General features: G+C 64.9%; 17 protein-coding genes. 11 read left to right on the top strand and 6 right to left on the bottom strand.

Annotated features, from left to right (window positions below; genetic code table 11):
• Window positions 1–430: 430 nt before the first annotated feature.
• Entirely contained in the window at window positions 431–1,564 is a 1,134-nt protein-coding gene (dprA, locus tag IEX64_RS08445) for a DNA-processing protein DprA (RefSeq protein WP_188819223.1), read from the bottom strand.
• A complete protein-coding gene (gene plsY, locus IEX64_RS08440; protein WP_188819432.1) occupies window positions 1,561–2,145 on the bottom strand; it encodes a glycerol-3-phosphate 1-O-acyltransferase PlsY in 585 nt (194 codons plus the stop codon). Before plsY ends, dprA begins: the two co-directional genes overlap by 4 nt.
• A 119-nt stretch (window positions 2,146–2,264) precedes the next feature.
• On the opposite strand from plsY, the gene murI reads away from it, so the two are divergent.
• The 5 genes from murI to IEX64_RS08415 all read left to right on the top strand — a co-directional run bounded on the left by murI (window position 2,265) and on the right by IEX64_RS08415 (window position 7,853).
• Window positions 2,265–3,107, top strand: a complete 843-nt coding sequence (murI, locus tag IEX64_RS08435; RefSeq protein WP_188819222.1) for a glutamate racemase — start codon at window positions 2,265–2,267, stop codon at window positions 3,105–3,107.
• Window positions 3,104–3,910 (top strand): hypothetical protein, encoded by an 807-nt coding sequence (locus tag IEX64_RS08430; protein WP_188819221.1) that lies wholly within the window; start codon window positions 3,104–3,106, stop codon window positions 3,908–3,910. Before murI ends, IEX64_RS08430 begins: the two co-directional genes overlap by 4 nt.
• A 114-nt stretch (window positions 3,911–4,024) precedes the next feature.
• The gene (gene hemA, locus IEX64_RS08425; RefSeq protein ID WP_188819220.1) at window positions 4,025–5,239 is read left to right on the top strand and encodes a 5-aminolevulinate synthase; all 1,215 of its coding nucleotides are present in this window, start codon (window positions 4,025–4,027) and stop codon (window positions 5,237–5,239) included.
• Between the two features lie 147 nt (window positions 5,240–5,386).
• Window positions 5,387–6,487 carry an NADH:flavin oxidoreductase/NADH oxidase gene (locus IEX64_RS08420; RefSeq protein ID WP_188819219.1) on the top strand — a complete coding sequence of 367 codons (1,101 nt, stop codon included), beginning with the start codon at window positions 5,387–5,389 and terminating at the stop codon, window positions 6,485–6,487.
• A gap of 124 nt (window positions 6,488–6,611) precedes the next feature.
• A complete protein-coding gene (locus IEX64_RS08415; RefSeq protein WP_188819218.1) occupies window positions 6,612–7,853 on the top strand; it encodes a glycosyltransferase family 87 protein in 1,242 nt (413 codons plus the stop codon).
• Window positions 7,854–7,913: 60 nt separating this feature from the next.
• Here IEX64_RS08415 and IEX64_RS08410 read toward each other — a convergent pair whose 3' ends face one another.
• From IEX64_RS08410 to IEX64_RS08395, 4 genes are all read right to left on the bottom strand, one after another.
• A complete protein-coding gene (locus tag IEX64_RS08410; protein ID WP_188819217.1) occupies window positions 7,914–9,140 on the bottom strand; it encodes a type III PLP-dependent enzyme in 1,227 nt (408 codons plus the stop codon).
• A 364-nt stretch (window positions 9,141–9,504) separates the two neighbouring features.
• Window positions 9,505–10,707 carry a carboxynorspermidine decarboxylase gene (locus tag IEX64_RS08405; protein WP_188819216.1) on the bottom strand — a complete coding sequence of 401 codons (1,203 nt, stop codon included), beginning with the start codon at window positions 10,705–10,707 and terminating at the stop codon, window positions 9,505–9,507.
• An 81-nt stretch (window positions 10,708–10,788) separates the two neighbouring features.
• The gene (locus tag IEX64_RS08400) at window positions 10,789–11,178 is read right to left on the bottom strand and encodes an endonuclease domain-containing protein (RefSeq protein ID WP_229710155.1); all 390 of its coding nucleotides are present in this window, start codon (window positions 11,176–11,178) and stop codon (window positions 10,789–10,791) included.
• Between the two features lie 52 nt (window positions 11,179–11,230).
• Window positions 11,231–12,442 (bottom strand): saccharopine dehydrogenase family protein, encoded by a 1,212-nt coding sequence (locus tag IEX64_RS08395; protein WP_188819215.1) that lies wholly within the window; start codon window positions 12,440–12,442, stop codon window positions 11,231–11,233.
• Between the two features lie 193 nt (window positions 12,443–12,635).
• Here IEX64_RS08395 and IEX64_RS08390 point away from each other — a divergent pair, with 193 nt between their 5' ends.
• The 6 genes from IEX64_RS08390 to IEX64_RS08365 all read left to right on the top strand — a co-directional run bounded on the left by IEX64_RS08390 (window position 12,636) and on the right by IEX64_RS08365 (window position 16,991).
• The gene (locus tag IEX64_RS08390; protein ID WP_188819214.1) at window positions 12,636–13,868 is read left to right on the top strand and encodes a BtaA family protein; all 1,233 of its coding nucleotides are present in this window, start codon (window positions 12,636–12,638) and stop codon (window positions 13,866–13,868) included.
• 3 nt (window positions 13,869–13,871) lie between these two features.
• On the top strand, window positions 13,872–14,513 hold the full coding sequence (locus IEX64_RS08385) for a class I SAM-dependent methyltransferase (RefSeq protein WP_188819213.1): 642 nt from the start codon (window positions 13,872–13,874) through the stop codon (window positions 14,511–14,513).
• An 83-nt stretch (window positions 14,514–14,596) separates the two neighbouring features.
• Complete coding sequence (locus tag IEX64_RS08380) at window positions 14,597–15,103, top strand: nuclear transport factor 2 family protein (protein ID WP_188819212.1); 507 nt, start codon at window positions 14,597–14,599, stop codon at window positions 15,101–15,103.
• Between the two features lie 169 nt (window positions 15,104–15,272).
• Window positions 15,273–16,244, top strand: a complete 972-nt coding sequence (locus IEX64_RS08375; protein WP_188819211.1) for a threonine ammonia-lyase — start codon at window positions 15,273–15,275, stop codon at window positions 16,242–16,244.
• A 52-nt stretch (window positions 16,245–16,296) separates the two neighbouring features.
• Entirely contained in the window at window positions 16,297–16,728 is a 432-nt protein-coding gene (locus tag IEX64_RS08370; RefSeq protein WP_229710154.1) for an MAPEG family protein, read from the top strand.
• Window positions 16,729–16,733: 5 nt separating this feature from the next.
• Complete coding sequence (locus tag IEX64_RS08365; protein ID WP_188819210.1) at window positions 16,734–16,991, top strand: hypothetical protein; 258 nt, start codon at window positions 16,734–16,736, stop codon at window positions 16,989–16,991.
• Window positions 16,992–17,113: the final 122 nt, after the last annotated feature.

The following is a 17,113-nucleotide window of genomic DNA, read 5'->3' as shown; positions in this document are numbered from 1 at the left end:
GTTCGGCAGCAGGCGCTCCGGTCGTGGCCATCGCAACGGGTGGAGGCGGTGGCGGAGGTGGGGGAGGCGGTGGAGGCACGGCGTCGTCGGCCCCCTCTCCTTCCTCCGCACGACTACCGGTAAGGACAATTTCCTTGCCTGTGTCCCGATCTACCGCATGGCGCGGGCGCTGTTGCTCTTTCACAACCTCCGGCCCGAGATCAGGCAAGGGCCCCGGTTTGCGGCAAAACCCCTGGCCGCTCTCCTCCGCCATCGCTGGAAAAGGCGCCAGTGCCACCGGCAACGTACTGCCGCTCAGCGCCAGTACGCAAAGGGTCGAAACCGCTGTTCTGGAATTCGTCGCCCGCATCGATCCGTTCCCTTCTGCCCGTCGATGAAAAGCAGGATCGCGTGCCTCGGCTGAACGCCGGCTGACGCGCTGGAATGCAGGTCAGCCGAGACTGACCCTTCCCCCCGCATGGCGCACAAGCCGGCCGGCAATCTCGAGTTCCAGCAGGGCCAGTTGCACCGCCGATGCACTCGCGCCCGACTGGCGGATCAGTTCATCGACGGCAATCGGCGCGGTGGTGAGCAGATCGGCGATCCCGGTGGCTGCCGGCTCATCCGAAGTCACCTGCGCGGCGATCTGTTCCGCGACCGGATCGGCCTCCCGGACCACCGAACGCGGCACACCATCGAAGCCGGACAGCAGTTCGGCCACGTCGTCCGGCGATTGCACCAGCACGGCCCCGTCACGGATAAGCTGGTTGCAGCCGTGCGAGCGCGCATCGAGCGGCGAACCGGGAACGGCCATAACCTCCCGCCCCATCTCCCCGGCGAGTCGTGCGGTAATCAGCGATCCGGAGCGGGGCGCGGCTTCCACCACCAGCGTACCCGCCGCGAGCCCGGCGATGATGCGATTGCGCGCCGGGAAGTGACGCGCGAGCGGTTCTGTACCCGGCGGCTGTTCGGCAATCAGCAGCCCTTCCCCGGCAATGCGGTCCTGCAACCGGCCATGCTCAGGCGGATAGGCGATGTCGATGCCACTGGCGATCACGCCGATGGTCGCACCGCCCCCATCCCCGCCGCCATCCGCCGAAAGCGCGCCTTCGTGTGCGGCACCATCGATGCCGCGCGCCAATCCCGAGACGACGACAAATCCGGCTGCCGCGAGACCATGCGCGAAATCGCGCGCAAGTTTCACGGCTCCTGCAGAGGCATTGCGGGCACCGACAATGGCGACACAGGGCCGCAAGGCGAGCGCGGGATCGCCACGTACCGTCAGGATCGGCGGCGCGCTCTCGATCGCGGCGAGCAGCGGCGAATAGTCATCGGAGTCGTGGAAGAGATATCGCCCGCCGGATTTGCGCACGGCTGCGATCTCGTCCTGCACGCGCTGTTCCGACACGGCGCGATAGGGTTTTCCGGCACGCCCCGCGAGATCGGGAAGCGCGTCCAGAGCGGCGCCGGCAGTCCCGAAACGGGCCAGCAGCTGCCGGTAGGTAACGGGGCCGACATTGGGCGAGCGCAGCAGGCGGATGCGGGCGAAGGCTTCGTCCTGCGTCAGCGCTGCGCCCTGGCTCATGCCTTCTTGCCGCCGACTTTCGGTTCGGTCCCGGCGCGCAGGCGGGCGATGTTCTCGCGATGCTGGAACAGGACCACGGCAGCGATGACGGCAAGCACCAGGGCATCGTTCCGATCACCGAGCACCAGCGCGACAAGCGGCGCGACCACGGCTGCAGTCATACCCGCCACCGACGATATGCGGACGGTGAAGACCAGTCCCAGCCACGTAACGGCGTAGGCGAGCCCCACCGGCCATGCGAGACCGAAGGCCACACCGGCTGTCGTCGCCACGCCCTTGCCGCCCTTGAAACCCAGCCAGATCGGAAAACAGTGGCCGAGAAAGGCACCGATAGCGCCCAGACCGACCCATGCAGGCCATATCTGCCCGACGATCAGCACCGCGGCGAGCCCCTTGAGCAAGTCGAACAGCAGCGTAGTGGCGGCCAGCCCCTTGCGGCCGGTACGCAGCACGTTGGTAGCGCCGATATTGCCGGATCCGATGCTGCGCAGATCGCCCACGCCTGCCAGGCGGGTGATGATCAGTCCGAAGGGTATCGAACCGAGGCCGTAGCCGAGTACCAGAGCGAGAATCCATTCCATGCGCGCAGCCTTAGCGACTGGAAGCGTCTTGCAGAAGTCGCCTTGCAGCATTGTACATTGCTCTTTGCCCGGATCGGCGGTTAACAGGCTGCAAGCATAAGGTTAATCAGGCCCCGGAAATGACATCCCCCATACGCAGCGCGCCGCAAGAGGCAGCGGTCCTCCGGGCCGATCCGGCCGCGCCGATCCTTCTGTTCGATTCCGGTGTCGGCGGGCTGACCGTTCTGGAGGAAGTCCGCAAGGTGCTGCCAGAGGCACCGGTTATCTACGCCGCGGATACGGCCGGCCTGCCCTACGGCTCGAAAACCGAAGCGCAGATCGCGGCACGGGTCTCCGGCCTGCTCGGCCGCATGACGGAGCGCTTTCATCCCCGGCTGGTCTGCATCGCCTGCAATACCGCTTCGACGATTGCCCTGGGGATGGTCCGCGACGTGCTGGAAGTGCCGATCGTCGGCACCGTGCCCGCGATCAAGCCAGCTGCCGCCATGACCAGGACCGGCGTCATCGGGCTGCTCGGTACCGAAGCCACGATCCGGCAGGCCTATGTCGACCGTCTCGAACAGGAATTCGCCGCCGAAAAGCTGCTGCTGCGCTATGGCGCACCCAGCCTTGTCGAAGCCGCCGAGGCAAAGCTGCGCGGCGAACCCGTCGATTGTGCCGCGATCACCGATGCTGCCGAGACCTTGCGGGCCATGCCCGGCGGAGACCGCATCGACACCGTCGTCCTGGCCTGCACGCACTTCCCGCTGCTCGATGCCGAGCTGTCTCGAGCCTTCGGCCCCGGGGTGCAGTTCGTGCACGGCGCGCATGGGATCGCACGCCAGATCGCGCGTCTCACAGCGGGACAGGAATGGTCTCGCCAAGCTCCTGATCTGGCGCTATTTACCGGTCTTGGGGATGTGCCGAAGGCGTACGGCGAAATGCTGACGCACTATGGCCTGGGGAGGATCGAGAGGTTTTGACGCGGCGACTCAACTACTGGCTGCTGGCCTTGCTGATCCTCTTTGGCGTGCCGTTCTACTGGTACTTCATCGATGCCGGCCCGGATGCCTCCCGCCCCAAGCCGGTCACCATGGCGCAGCTGCGCTCGCTGGCGGATACCAAGTCGGGCGAGAGGCCTGTCGAGGTTCGCATGGAAACAATCGGCACGCGCTGGGTCATGCGCAACCGACTGGTCTCGGGTTGGGGCCTTCGACAGACGCTTACCGCCGTGCGCAGCTATGAACTCATCGTGCCGGGGCAAAACCCTATCGTGATCGATGCGGGCACCAGCCGAAAGGCGGCTGCAAACGCGGACCTGCTGGGTTTCGATTCATCGGCGCAGAAGCGAGTCGACAAGGCCTTGGCCAATGCCAGCCGCGTGATCCTTCTGCAAAACACCTCCCTGCACAACGGGGGCAAGCCGCGTGAAAAAAAGAAACCGGTCCGCGGGCTCGGCGATCTGGAACCGCGCGCTGTGGCGCCGGGGGTCGTCGAGATACCGGCCACCGAGCTCGGACCACGAGCGAAGCTTGTCTATGCCCAGCTAGCCGATGGACAAGAGTTTCTGTTCACCGGTCCCGCTGCCAAAGTCCCCGAGAGCCTCGAAATGATGAAGCCGCCCGCGCGCGCGGCTGCACCCGAATATGCGCCGAATTATCGCGCGGAATCGAAGGCCTGGTTGATGACGATCAATGCCCTTCGCAAGGCCGCCCCCGATATGACCGTCATCACCGCGCATGATTCCGGCCAGATCGGCGACGTAATGGAAGGGTTTTCCGATTAAACTGTCCGTGACTAGCGACTGGTCATGCGTGATTCGATCAGGTAAAGGCAGCCCGAACGACGTGTCGGCATACCGCGAAGGGCCGACCGATAAGGCAATGCAGGATATAGCTTCGTGAATTACGAACACATTTTCGACCAGGCGATCGAGCGCCTTCACTCCGAAGGCCGCTACCGGGTCTTCATCGATATCCTGCGCAACAAGGGTGCCTATCCCAACGCGCGCTGCTTTGCCGGTCACAATGGGCCTAAGCCGATCACGGTCTGGTGTTCGAACGACTATCTCGCCATGGGCCAGCACCCCAAGGTGATCGAGGCGATGGAAGAGGCGCTGCACGACGTCGGCGCCGGCTCTGGCGGCACCCGCAACATCGGCGGCAACACGCACTACCACATCGAGCTCGAGACCGAGCTGGCCGACCTGCACGGCAAGGAAGGCGCGCTGATCTTCACCTCGGGCTATGTCTCGAACGACGCCACGCTTTCCACGCTCGCCAAGCTGCTGCCGGGCTGCGTGATCTTCTCTGACGAGCTCAACCACGCCAGCATGATTGCGGGCATCCGCAATTCGGGCTGCGAGAAGAAGGTCTTCCGCCACAACGATCTCGAACACCTCGAAGAGCTGCTGGCCGAAACCGATCCCGAAGTGCCCAAGCTGATCGCCTTCGAGTCGGTCTATTCGATGGACGGCGACATCGCCCCGGTCCACGCGATCTGCGACCTCGCGGACAAGTACAACGCTCTCACCTACATCGACGAAGTCCATGCCGTGGGGATGTACGGCCCGCGCGGCGGCGGCATTACCGACCGTGACAAGGCAGCAGACCGGATCAACATCATCGAGGGCACTCTGGGCAAGGCCTTCGGCGTCATGGGCGGCTACATCGCGGCGGACCAGAAGGTCATCGACTGCATCCGCAGCTATGCCCCGGGCTTCATCTTCACCACTTCGCTGTCGCCGGTGCTCGTGGCTGGCGTGCTCGCCTCGGTCAAGCACCTCAAGAGCTCGAGCGAAGAACGCGAAGGCCAGCAGCGCGCAGCCGCGACGCTAAAGCAGATGTTCCGCGACGCCGGCCTGCCGGTGATGGATTCGACCACGCACATCGTTCCGCTGATGGTGGGCGATCCGGTCAAGGCGAAGAAGATCAGCGACGTGCTCCTCGCCGAGTACGGTGCCTATGTGCAGCCGATCAATTTCCCGACCGTGCCGCGCGGTACCGAGCGCCTGCGTTTCACGCCCGGTCCGGCCCACACCGAGGAAATGATGCGCGAACTTACCGACGCGCTGGTCGAGGTCTGGGAACGCATGGAGATGAAGCTGGCGGCTTGACCGCGCCGCGCTTTCGAGCCACCAAGATATTCTTTCCAAAAGGGCTTCCCGCGGCACGCGGGGAGCCCTTTTCTTTTGCAGGCGCGAACACCAAGTCCTGCCCGCTGGCGTGCCCTCCCCCCTGCGCGCCCGAGACAAGGACACTTCATGGCCAAACTGTTCGAGCCCCTGACATTGGGCGATCTCACCCTGTCCAACCGCATCGTTATCGCGCCGATGTGCCAGTATTCCGCCGAGGACGGCCGCATGACCGACTGGCATGCGATCCATCTCGGCAACCTCGCGCTTTCGGGCGCAGGGGTGCTCACGATCGAGGCCACGGCGGTCACGCCCGAAGGCCGCATCAGCTACGGCGACGTGGGTCTGTGGGACGATGAAACCGAGCAGGCGATGGACAGGGTGCTCCAGACCGTGCGCCGCTGGTCGGACATGCCGATTGCCATCCAGCTCGCCCATGCAGGCCGCAAGGCGAGCACGGCCAAGCCCTGGGACGGCGGCGCGCAGATCGCGCCCGGCCACGCCAACGGCTGGCAGACCGTCTCGGCTTCTGACATTCCCTTTCAGGACGACGAGAACGCACCCGAAGCGCTCGACGTCGCAGGTCTCGCCCGCATTCGCGATGCTTTCGCCGATGCCGCCCGCCGCTCGGCGCGGCTGGGACTAGACGCGATCCAGATCCACGCCGCGCATGGCTACCTGCTCCACCAGTTCCTTTCCCCGCTCTCCAACCGCCGCACTGACGAATACGGTGGCTCGCTGCAGAACCGGATGCGCTTCCCACTCGAAGTCTTCGATGCCGTCCGTGCCGCCTTTCCGGCCGAAAAGCCGGTCACGGTGCGCGTGTCGGGGACGGACTGGGTCGAGGGTGGCTGGGACATCGAACAGACCATCGCCTTCTCGAAAGCCCTCGAAGCGCGCGGCGTATCCGCCATGCACATATCAAGCGGCGGGCTGCACCCGGCGCAGGCTATCCCGGTCGGCCCGAACTATCAGGTTCCCCTCGCCCGCCGCGTCAAGGAAGCCGTATCCGTCCCTGTCGTCGCCGTGGGCCTGATAACCGAACCCGAGCAGGCAGAGGCCATCGTTGCGACGGGCGATGCCGACATGGTCGCCGTTGCCCGCACCGTGCTCTACGATCCGCGCTGGCCCTGGCATGTCGCTGCAGCGCTCGGAGAACAGGTCAAGGTCGCGCCGCAATACCTGCGCAGCCAGCCGCACCGCTACAAGGACCTGTTCACGGCAGGCTGACGACGGCGTTCAACATTGGGCGGGCGGCTGTGCCAGAGCGGGTCAGCCGCCCCGTTCCCGTAGCAGCAATGCAAAATACCTGTAGCCTCGATATCTGGTGCAATTCGCGTCGAGGACCGGTGGCATGCTGCAAAACGCCTACATACGAAGGGGACTACTGGCAGCCCTCGTCCTGCTGTCCTGCCTGCTGATCCAGCATCACGCGAGCGAGGTGGCGGCGGTCCTGCGCGAAGGCGTGGCCGAGGCTAAGCTCACGCTCGACTTCCGCACCTACATGTGCGGATCGGCCAATCTCGCCCAGCCCTACGACATCTGCCAAAACGGCGAATTCGTCAGCGGCTTCGTCTATCCGCCGCCGTCTATTATCTATTTCCACGCGCTCTCGCAACTGCCGATAGATACGGCGTTCCTGCTGCATTCGCTGGTAGCCTTCGCCTGCCTCGCCGCGACCGCGTGGATGGTGGTGCGCATGACACCGGTTTCACGCGGCGCGGCCTTCGGTGCGCTGGCCGCAGCGCTGGCGATTGCCCCGATCGGCACCTCGTTCGCAGCCGGACAGGTGAACGTCATTGTGATGACCACGGCCGTGGCGGCCATCTACCTCGCCAGCCACAGCCGTCTTGCCGGCGCCGGGCTCGCCGTAGCCAGCGGGTTCTGGCTCAAGCTCTATCCCGGCATCACACCCGTGCTGTTCCTGACCAGGCGCAAGTGGCCGGCGATCTTCGCGACCGGGGCCATCGTCGTGCTCATGGCGATTGCCTCGCTGCTCTGGTCCGAACCGCGGCTCTACCTCCAGTATTTCATCGACCTGCTGCCTCACGCGCAGGGCTACACCATGCCCGGCGTGGCCTATTCGCTGGCCGGTATCGCCGCCCACATCGAGGCGGGCGGCGGCGCGCCGATCATTCACTTCGTGGCGATCCCGACGGCCATCTCGATCGCATCGAAGGCCCTACTGGTCGTCGGCGTAGTCGCAGCCCTCGCTCATCAGTACTGGACGCAGGACAAGCAGCCGCTCGACACGCTGAACATCCTGCTGGTGACGGCGCTCGTTTCGGCGCCGAACGCCTGGGGCTATCACTATGCACTGATCTTCCCGGTGCTGTTCTCGGTACTCGCCCGCCATCTCGACCGGCCCGGCCCGGCATTGCTGCCGATTCTCGGATGCTGGCTGGCGCTCATCGTCCCCGGCTGGACCGATCCGCCCGCCGTGATCGCCGACAATCCGGCGCTGAACGTGCTCTTCCGGGGGCGCTACGCGCTGGTCGCGGTCTACCTCGCGGGAACGATCCTCATGGAAGCATGGCGCCACCATGCGACCCGTGCGACGATCAAGCCCCTGCCTCTGGCGGCCCCGCACGCATAAAGCCCTCCGGCGCCGGAACGCCGAAGGGCCTCATGTTCTGAATGCGATTTCCGCCGTGCGTCAGCGCAGCGAGACGACGTTGTCCGAAATGCGCGGGTCCGGGCGGCCGGTGTAGAGGCTGGCCATCGGCTCATCCTCGACCGTCACCACGTCACCCGTGCCGAAACCGTTGAACGCGGTGCGCATGGCCGCACCATAGGCGCCCAGCATGCCGACCTCGATCCAGTCGCCGGCCTTGATCTCCGCCGGCAGCATGAAGGGCCCCTCCATGAAGTCGGCGTCGTCGCAGGTCGGCCCGTAGAAAGAGAAAGGCTGCATCTCGGCCACGTCGATGGCCGCGTTGTCGTTGGTCTCGTCGCGCGCAATGTGGCGCACCGGGAAACGCCATGCCACGTGCGCCGCATCGTAGAGCGCGCCATAGGCACCGTCGTTGATGTAGAGCTCGTCGCCGCGGCGCTTCTCGACCTTGACGATCAGCGAGTTGTACTCGGCCGACAGCGCGCGGCCGGGTTCGCACCACAGCTCGGCGTTGTAGGCGATCGGCAGCGCCTCGAAGTGGCGGTGGATGATCGCGAAGTAATCCTCGAGCGGCGGCGGCTCCATGCCGGGATAGCAGGAGGGAAAGCCCCCGCCGACGTCGATCATGTCGATGACCACACCGGCGTCGGCGATCGCCGCACGCGCCCGTTCCATCGCCTGGACATAGGCGAACGGCGTCATGGCCTGCGAACCGACGTGGAAACACACGCCCAGCCAGTCGGCGACCTGACGGGTCGACTGCAGCAGCGCGCCGGCGTCGGCCAGATCGATGCCGAACTTCGAGGCGAGGCTCAGTTCCGAATAGTCGGACGACACGCGCAGGCGCACGCAGAGGCGCAGGTCCTTCGCGGGATTGCCTTCGCTGTCTGTCGTGGCCGCAACGATCTTTTCGACCTCATCCTGGGTATCCAGGCTGAAGGTGCGCACGCCGTGCTGGAAATAGGCCTCGCGGATCGCGCTCGCGGTCTTGACCGGGTGCATGAAGCACAAGGTCGCCTGCGGCAGCGTCGCACGTGCCATCCGTACTTCGGCGATCGAAGCTACGTCGAAATGCGTGATGCCGTTGGCCCAGAGGATCTCGATGAGATCAGGCGACGGGTTCGCCTTCACGGCATAGAGCGACTTGCCCGGAAACTTCGTTGCGAAGAAACGGGCAGCGCGCGCAGCAGCGTGCGGGCGGTTGAGGATAACCGGTTCGTCGGGCGCGAGCGAGCGCGCTACAGCCGATGCGTCAGGGTGAATGTGCAACTCAAGGGACCCCCAAACGGTGTGTTAACGACAAAAGCTGCCTTGCGGTTTGGAAGTCCCCATGGGGCAGCGAGGGGCCGCATATAGGCCCGCACTCGTGAATCGCAAGTGAAAACCCGGCGATTTCACAAAAATGTCATGTACCTGCCACGGGTGCGGCACGGTATCTCCGTCCTTTGCCGGATTCCAAGCAAATACAGAGCTTTGCGCAGAATGGGGCATAGTCCTCTCCAAGACAGGCTGATGCGGTTCGGTGCGCCCTGGGCGCACGGCGGCAAGCACTACAACGCGTCAGCAGGAAAATCGCTCCGGGCGACTCGCCCCGCTGGGGTCGCACGTGGCTACGGTGAGATGGAGGGTCGGGTCAACTCAGGCGGTTTCTAAAGTCTTCGTAGTCGAACTTGCGAATGCACTCGAGCGAGTCCGTTTCCGAATCCCAGAGCCAGATCGAGGGCAGCGGCACGCCGTTGAACGTGGTGGTCTTCACCATCGAATAGTGCGCCTGATCGAGGAACGCGAAACGCGTGCCGGGCTTGGCGGGCTCGGGAAAGCGGTAGTCGCCGATAACGTCCCCGGCGAGGCACGACGGCCCGCCGAGGCGGACGGCCCCGCCCTGCCCCTCGTCGATCATGCCGTGGTCTTCAGCCGGTACCTCGCCCAGCATGGCAGGCCGGTACGGCGCCTCGATCACGTCGGGCATGTGGCAGGTAGCCGAGACATCGACGACGGCGACGGGCATGTCGTTCCAGCCCACGTCGAGCACGGTGCCCACTAGAATACCGGCATCGAGCGCCACGGCCTCGCCCGGCTCGATGTAGATCTCGGCGCCGGTGTCCTCGGCCATGTCGGAGAGGAACTGCACCAGCTCCTCGCGCTGGTAGTCGGCGCGGGTGATATGGTGTCCGCCGCCGATGTTGAGCCACTTGAACTGGCCGAAATAGGGTTCGAGGAAATCGAACACCTTGTCCCACGTCCGCTGGAGCGGTGCGAAGTCCTGCTCGCACAAGTTGTGGAAGTGGATGCCGTCGATCATCTCGACGTGCTCGTCGGTCAGCTGGTTGATCGGGAAACCCAGCCGCGAATGCGGCGCGCTGGGATCGTACTTGGGCACTTCGCCCTCGGGCTGCATCGGATTGATGCGCAGACCGATGTCGAAGTCCTCGCCGCGCGCCCGGGCCGCTTCGATGATCGCCCAGCAGCGCTCGATCTGCTGCGGCGAATTGAAGATCACGTGGTCGGACAGACGCAGGATCTCATCGAGGTCATCGGGCTTATAGGCCGCGCAGTACGTCGCGATCTCGCCGTCGTAGAACTCGCTCGCCAAACGCGCTTCCCACAGGCCGGAGGTGCACACGCCGTCGAGGTACTCGCCGATGATCGGCGCGGTGGACCACATCGAGAACGCCTTGAGCGCGGCCAGCACCTTCGCGCCCGAACGCTCGCCCACGTCCTGCAGGATCTGCAGGTTGCTACGCAGCTTCGCGGCATCGACCACGAAAGCGGGACTGTCGACGCGCGACAGGTCGAAATGGGCGAAAGCGCCCGGATCGCCGGCTCTGGTTTCCATACAAAAATTCCTAACGGTCCTCCCCAGATTTGCGAAGCACATTTGGGGAGGTGGCAGCGCGTAGCGCTGACGGAGGGGTTCTCAGCGTTTGCAAAGCTGTACCAAACCTTCAGCGACATCTTCGGGCGATTTCAACACGTCGGAAGCTGGAATGCGTACTACTTCCAATCCCTGCTCTCGCAGAACGGCGTCCCGCTGCTCGTCACGGTCGGGATTGTCGCCCATGTCATGTGCCATCCCGTCGATCTCGATGCAGAGCCTTGCTTTCGCACAATAGAAATCGACCGTGACACTCTCGGCTAGGGAATGCTGCCGCCTGAACTTCACACCATCGGGAGAATTGCGCAGAAGCTTCCACAGCAAGACTTCGGGAAGCGACATCTGCTGGCGCAGTTGCCGTGCTCTCGATGTGTTGCGGGGTGTCTTCGTGCGAGGCAATTCCCCCTCCGTCACGCCCTTCTGGCGCGCCACCTCCCCATTTGTGCCTTTGGCAAAAACGGGGAGGATTCAAAGTAGCATCCCATCAAAACGGCAGCGGCTCGCTCAGTTCCTCAACCGTCCACGGCAGGCCCTGCTCGTTGAGCATGTCCATGAACGGATCGGGGTCCATCTGCTCCATGTTGAAGACGCCGTCGCCCTTCCACTTGCCAGTGAGCATCATGGCGGCACCGATCATCGCCGGAACGCCGGTGGTGTAGCTCACCGCCTGGTTGCCGGTTTCCTCGTAGCAGGCCTCGTGATCGCAGATGTTCTTGATGTAGAACGTCTTCTCGCCACTGCCGTCGAGCGCCTCGCCGGTGGCGATGTCGCCGATGTTGGTCTTGCCCTTGGTGGTGGCACCCAGCGAGGCAGGCTCGGGCAGCACGGCTTTCAGGAACTGCAGCGGGATGATTTCCACGCCGTTGTACATCACCGGATCGATGCGGGTCATGCCGACGTTCTGCAGCACGGTGAGGTGCTGGATATAGGCATCGCCGAACGTCATCCAGAAGCGAGCGCGCTCCAGTTCGGGGACGAACCTGGCGAGGCTTTCGAGTTCCTCGTGGTACATCATGTACATGTTCTTGGGCCCCACGCCCTCGAAGTCGAAGCTCTGCTTCGTGCTCATCGCGGGGGTCTCGACGAACTGGCCGTTTTCCCAGTGCCGCGCGGGCGCGGTTACTTCGCGGATGTTGATTTCCGGGTTGAAGTTCGTCGCGAAGGGCTGGCCGTGGTCGCCGCCGTTGCAGTCGAGGATGTCGAGCGTGCGGATAGACTTGAGCTTGTGCTTTTTGAGCCACATCGCGAAGACGCTGGTCACGCCCGGATCGAAACCCGAACCGAGCAGCGCCATCAGCCCAGCCTGCTTGAAGCGCTCCTGATAGGCCCATTGCCAATGGTATTCGAACTTGGCCACGTCCTTGGGCTCGTAGTTCGCGGTGTCCATGTAGTGGGTGCCGGTCGCCAGGCACGCATCCATGATCGCGAGGTCCTGATAGGGCAGCGCAAGATTGACGACGAGTTCCGGGCCGATCGATTTGATCAGCGCGCTCGTCGCCGCCACGTCGTCGGCATCGATCGCGTACGTCGTGATCGAAACGCCGGTGCGCGCCTTCACCGATTCGGCGATCGCATCACACTTGGACACCGTCCGGCTGGCGAGGTGGATATCCGTGAAAATGTCCGAATTCATGGCCATCTTGTGGACCGCGACCGAACCGACGCCACCTGCGCCGATCACCAGAACCTTGCTCACAAATCGTCTCCTTCGCCGAAGCCGGGGGGAAACCCGGCCATATAAGGTACCTGCATGACAACTCAACGGGTGGCGCGCAGGTCCATCACGGGTTGGGGATTGTCATAAACTGCCATGGCCGCGTCATCACCCGGTCACACCGCCGCCGCAGAGGGCTGGAGCACTTTCCATGCGCACGGGGGGCCGTAGCCATATGCCGAAGACCGCATCCACTTCCACCGGCACCGAACTGATCGCAGGCGCCGTCGTGCGCCACGAAAGCCCGCGCGCCGCGCGCCTGCTGGACAAGGCGTTCGCACTCGCGTTCAAGGGCCTCGTCTATGTGCAGATATGGGAAGACCCTGTCGCCGACATGGAAGCGCTGCAGATCGGGCCGGACAGCCGCATCATCACCATCGCCAGCGGCGGGTGCAACGCCCTCTCCTATCTCACTGCCGATCCCGCTGCGATCACGGTGGTCGACCTCAACACCGCGCACATCGCGCTCAACAACCTGAAGCACACGGCGATCCGGCGCCTGACCGACTATGCCGATCTGCGCCGCTTCATCGCCGAGGCCGACCATCCGGAAAACCTCGCCACCTATAGCAACCGCCTCGCCCCGCATCTGGACGAAGCCACGCGCCGCTACTGGGAAGGCCGCGATCTCGTCGGCCGCCGCCGCATCAGGGCCTTCACCCGCGGCGTGTACAAGCACGGGCTGCTCGGCAATTTCATCGGCATCGCGCACAAGCTGGCCAAGCTCTACAAGCTCGACCCGGCCGAAATCCTCGGCGCGGACACGATGGAAGACCAGCGCCGCGTGTTCGACGAACGCTTCGCGCCGATCTTCGAACGGCGGCTGGTGCGCTGGCTGACGGGCCACCCCGCCTCGCTGTTCGGCCTCGGCATTCCGCCCGCCCAGTACGACGCACTGGCCGGCGAACAGCGCATGGCCGATGTGCTGCGCGCACGTCTCGAAAAGCTGGCCTGCCATTTCCCGGTCAACGACAACTACTTCGCCTGGCAGGCCTTCGGGCGCGGCTACGGCAAGGGTGAGGAAGCCCCGCTGCCCCCCTATCTGCAGGCCGCCAACCTGCCTCAGGTGCGCGAACGGCTCGACCGCATCGACCTGCGCCATGCCAACTTCACCCATGTGCTCGCGGCCAGCGATGCGGCCTCGTTCGACCGCTACATCCTGCTCGATGCGCAGGACTGGATGACCGACGCGCAGCTGACCGAGCTGTGGGGCCAGATCACCCGCACCGCCCGTCCGGGATCGCGCGCCCTGTTCCGCACCGCCGCCGAGCCCTCGCTGCTGCCCGGCCGCGTGCCCGAAGCGATCCTCGAGCGCTGGGACTACCGCGAGGCGGAATCGCAGACCGCCACGCTCGCCGACCGCTCTTCGATCTACGGCGGCGTTCATCTCTACATCCTGAAGGACTGACCCATGGCGACCCGTCCGCACAGCCCCGACCATGCCGCGCTGATGGACCGCGTCTATCGCGGCCAGCGACACATCTACGACGCGACGCGCAAGTACTACCTGTTCGGCCGCGACCGGCTGATCCGCGAACTGGACTGCCGCCCCGGCATGGCCGTGCTCGAGGTTGGCTGCGGCACCGGACGCAATCTCGAACTGATCGGCCGGCAATGGTCCGGCGTGCGCTGCCATGGCCTCGATATCTCGAGCGAGATGCTCAAGAACGCCCGCAAGCGGCTGGGCACCAGCGGCGCGCTGGCGCTGGGCGATGCAACCGATTTCGATGCCCCGGCGCTGTTCGGGCGCGAGGGGTTCGACCGTGTGGTGCTGTCCTATGCCCTCTCGATGATCCCCGACTGGCAAGCCGCGCTGGAGCGTGCCGCTGCCGCGCTGGCGCCCGGCGGTGAACTTCATGTCGTCGACTTCGGCGACTGTTCGGGTATGGGCTTCCTGCGCCATGGCCTCGACGCCTGGCTGGCGCGCTTTCATGTCTCGCCTCGCCGCGACCTGCCGCGCGTGGCGGAGCGGCTCGCGCTCACGCATGGGTTACGCGCGAAGGTCGTACGCGGCCCTTTCGGCTACTATCAGGTTCTGCGCCTCACCCGCTGATCCCCTGCGTTTAGCGGTTGCCGCTGGAAGCACCTTGTGGTCTCCAGTGGGCAACCAGAAAACACAGCGGAGAGGAGCGCCCCATGCCCAAGACCATCGACGACCTGATCGCGGAATCGGAGATCCGGGACGTACACGTGCGCTTCTGCCGCGCCAACGACCGGATGGATGAAGAGCTGATGCGCAGCTGCTTCCATCCCGATGCCGTCATCAGCCTGCACGAACAGCTCGATGTCGATGCCTTCATCGCGCTCGGTCGCACGATCCTGAGCCAGTACACCGCGACATGGCACAATACCGGCAACCAGCTCGTCGAAGTCGATGGCGATGCCGCCTGGGCCGAGCACTACACCACCTCCTCGCACCGCATCGCCGCCGATGCCGAAGGGCCTGAGCGCGACTTCATCGCGCAGGGCCGCTATGTCGACCGCATGGAAAAGCGCGGCGGCGAATGGCGGATCGCCCGGCGCACGATGGTGCTCGATTTCCTGCGCACCGATCCGCTGTCGTCCGGAGAAGCTGGCCTTGGCAGCACCGGCGGCAAGCGCGACCGCAGCGATCCATCCTACACATTGCGCATCAGGGGGTAACAGCCCCCCCAAAAAAACCGCTCAGGCTGAGCTTGTCGAAGCCCCCCGCACCAGCGCGCTGCCGAACCATCCTTCGACAGGCTCAGGATGAGCGGTGGGGAGGCGGTTGATACCTTGGCGCAACATACCCGCTGGTCCCCGCACGGCGCAAAGGCTATCGCCCTCCGCCATGACGCCAAGCCGAGACCCGACCGCCGCCGGTGTTGCCGAAGCGGCCGCCAAGATCGCCGAAATCCTGCCGCCCACGCCGCTGCTGCCGCTCGAGATCGAGGGTCAGACGATCTGGTGCAAGGCCGAGAGCCTGCAGCCCATCGGCGCTTTCAAGATCCGCGGCGGCTGGCATCGACTGACGGCGCTTTCGGCCGAGGAGCGGGCGCGCGGCGTCGTCGGCGTATCGAGCGGCAACCACGCGCAGGGCGTGGCCTGGGCCGCGCGCAGGCTGGGCATTGCCGCGACCATCGTCATGCCCGTCGATGCCCCGGCAGTGAAGCTCGCCAATACCCGCGCGCTCGGCGCCGAAGTCGTGCTCTATGACCGGCCGGGGGGCGAGGACCGCGACGAAGTGGCCGAACGCGTCTGTGCCGAACGCGGCGCGACGCTGGTCCATGCCTATGGCGATCCCTGGGTGATCGAGGGACAAGGCAGTGCGGGGATCGAGATCGCCCGGCAGATGGATGCGCTGGGTCTGGGCGGACCCGACCTCATCATTGCCCCCTGCGGCGGCGGCGGCCTGACGGCAGGCCTTGCCCTCGCCTGTCCCGACGCCGCGATAATCCCCGTCGAACCCGAAGGCTGGGACGATGTCTGCCGCAGCCTCGCCAGCGGCACGATCCAGAGCGTAGCCGCCGATGCGCCGCCGACGCCGTGCGACTCCCTGCAGACCATGGCAACGCGCCCGATCAACTTTCGGGTGCTACGCGAGCGCTGCCCCTTCGGCCTCGTGGTGACCCCGACCGAAGTGCGCGCGGCCCAGCGCCTCGCCTTCGACAGGCTGCACCTCGTCATCGAACCCGGCGGGGCTGCTGCGCTCGCCGCTGTCCTTGCCGGAAAGGTAGACCTCAAGCCCCGCACCGCCGTTGTGCTGACTGGCGGCAACACCGACGCTGCTGATTTTGCAGCGGTTTTGACCGGCAACAATTGACAAGCCCGGCCCCCGGGCCGACGAAGCGGATCATCGGACGTGGAGGGAAACAATGACGGTCGGAATGGCAATCCTGCAACCCGTGGTCGCACTGGCCGCATGGACCATGGTCATGTGGTTCTGGCTCTATGGCACGCGCATCCCGGCGATGAGCGCCGCCAAGGTCGACCCGGAGGAACTCGCCGAAGATCCTTCCATCTCGCTCGACAATCTTCTGCCGCCGCAGGTCCAGTGGAAAGCCCACAATTACAATCACCTGCACGAAGCACCTACGGTGTTTTATGCGGTCGCGATCGTGCTTGCCATCATCGGCCAGGGCGACGGGCTCAATGCACAGGTCGGGTGGGCCTATGTGGGCTTTCGTGTCGCGCACTCGCTGGTGCAGGCGACGATCAACAAGCTGAACCTGCGCTTCGGCCTCTTCGCGCTTTCGACCTTCTGCCTGATGTTCCTGGTCGCCCGCGCCGCGATGGCCCTGTTCTGAGCCCCATGGACTTCGACGACCAACTGCGCCGCTACTTCGGCACCGACGACCCCGCCGCCATCGCGCCCGGCGCGCTGGAGGCGGGCATCGAAAAGATGCGTGTCGATTTCGGCATGGAAAAGGACAGGAGCCGCCGCTTCGCGCTGTGGACCCTGCTCTACATGTTCGGCGGCGCCCCCGATCTGGACGTGGCCTTCAAGAGCGAAGACGACCGGAATGCAGCGCGGGACTTCATGGACATGATGGACAAGGCGGGGGAGTGAACTGACCGGCTGTCAGGCACCCCTTGTCTAATCAATATATAAGGTTCGGGGTTGACGGGCCTGTCAGTAATTTTGTGCGCGAGGTCATATAGATGGAATGGAAAGGACCATCGATATGGCGA

The sequence above is a fragment of the Novosphingobium indicum genome (assembly GCF_014645195.1).
In the GTDB taxonomy this organism is placed as follows: Bacteria; Pseudomonadota; Alphaproteobacteria; order Sphingomonadales; family Sphingomonadaceae; genus Novosphingobium; species Novosphingobium indicum.
Note: the sequence above shows the minus strand (reverse complement) of the source record. Positions and strands in the feature narration are given on the sequence as shown.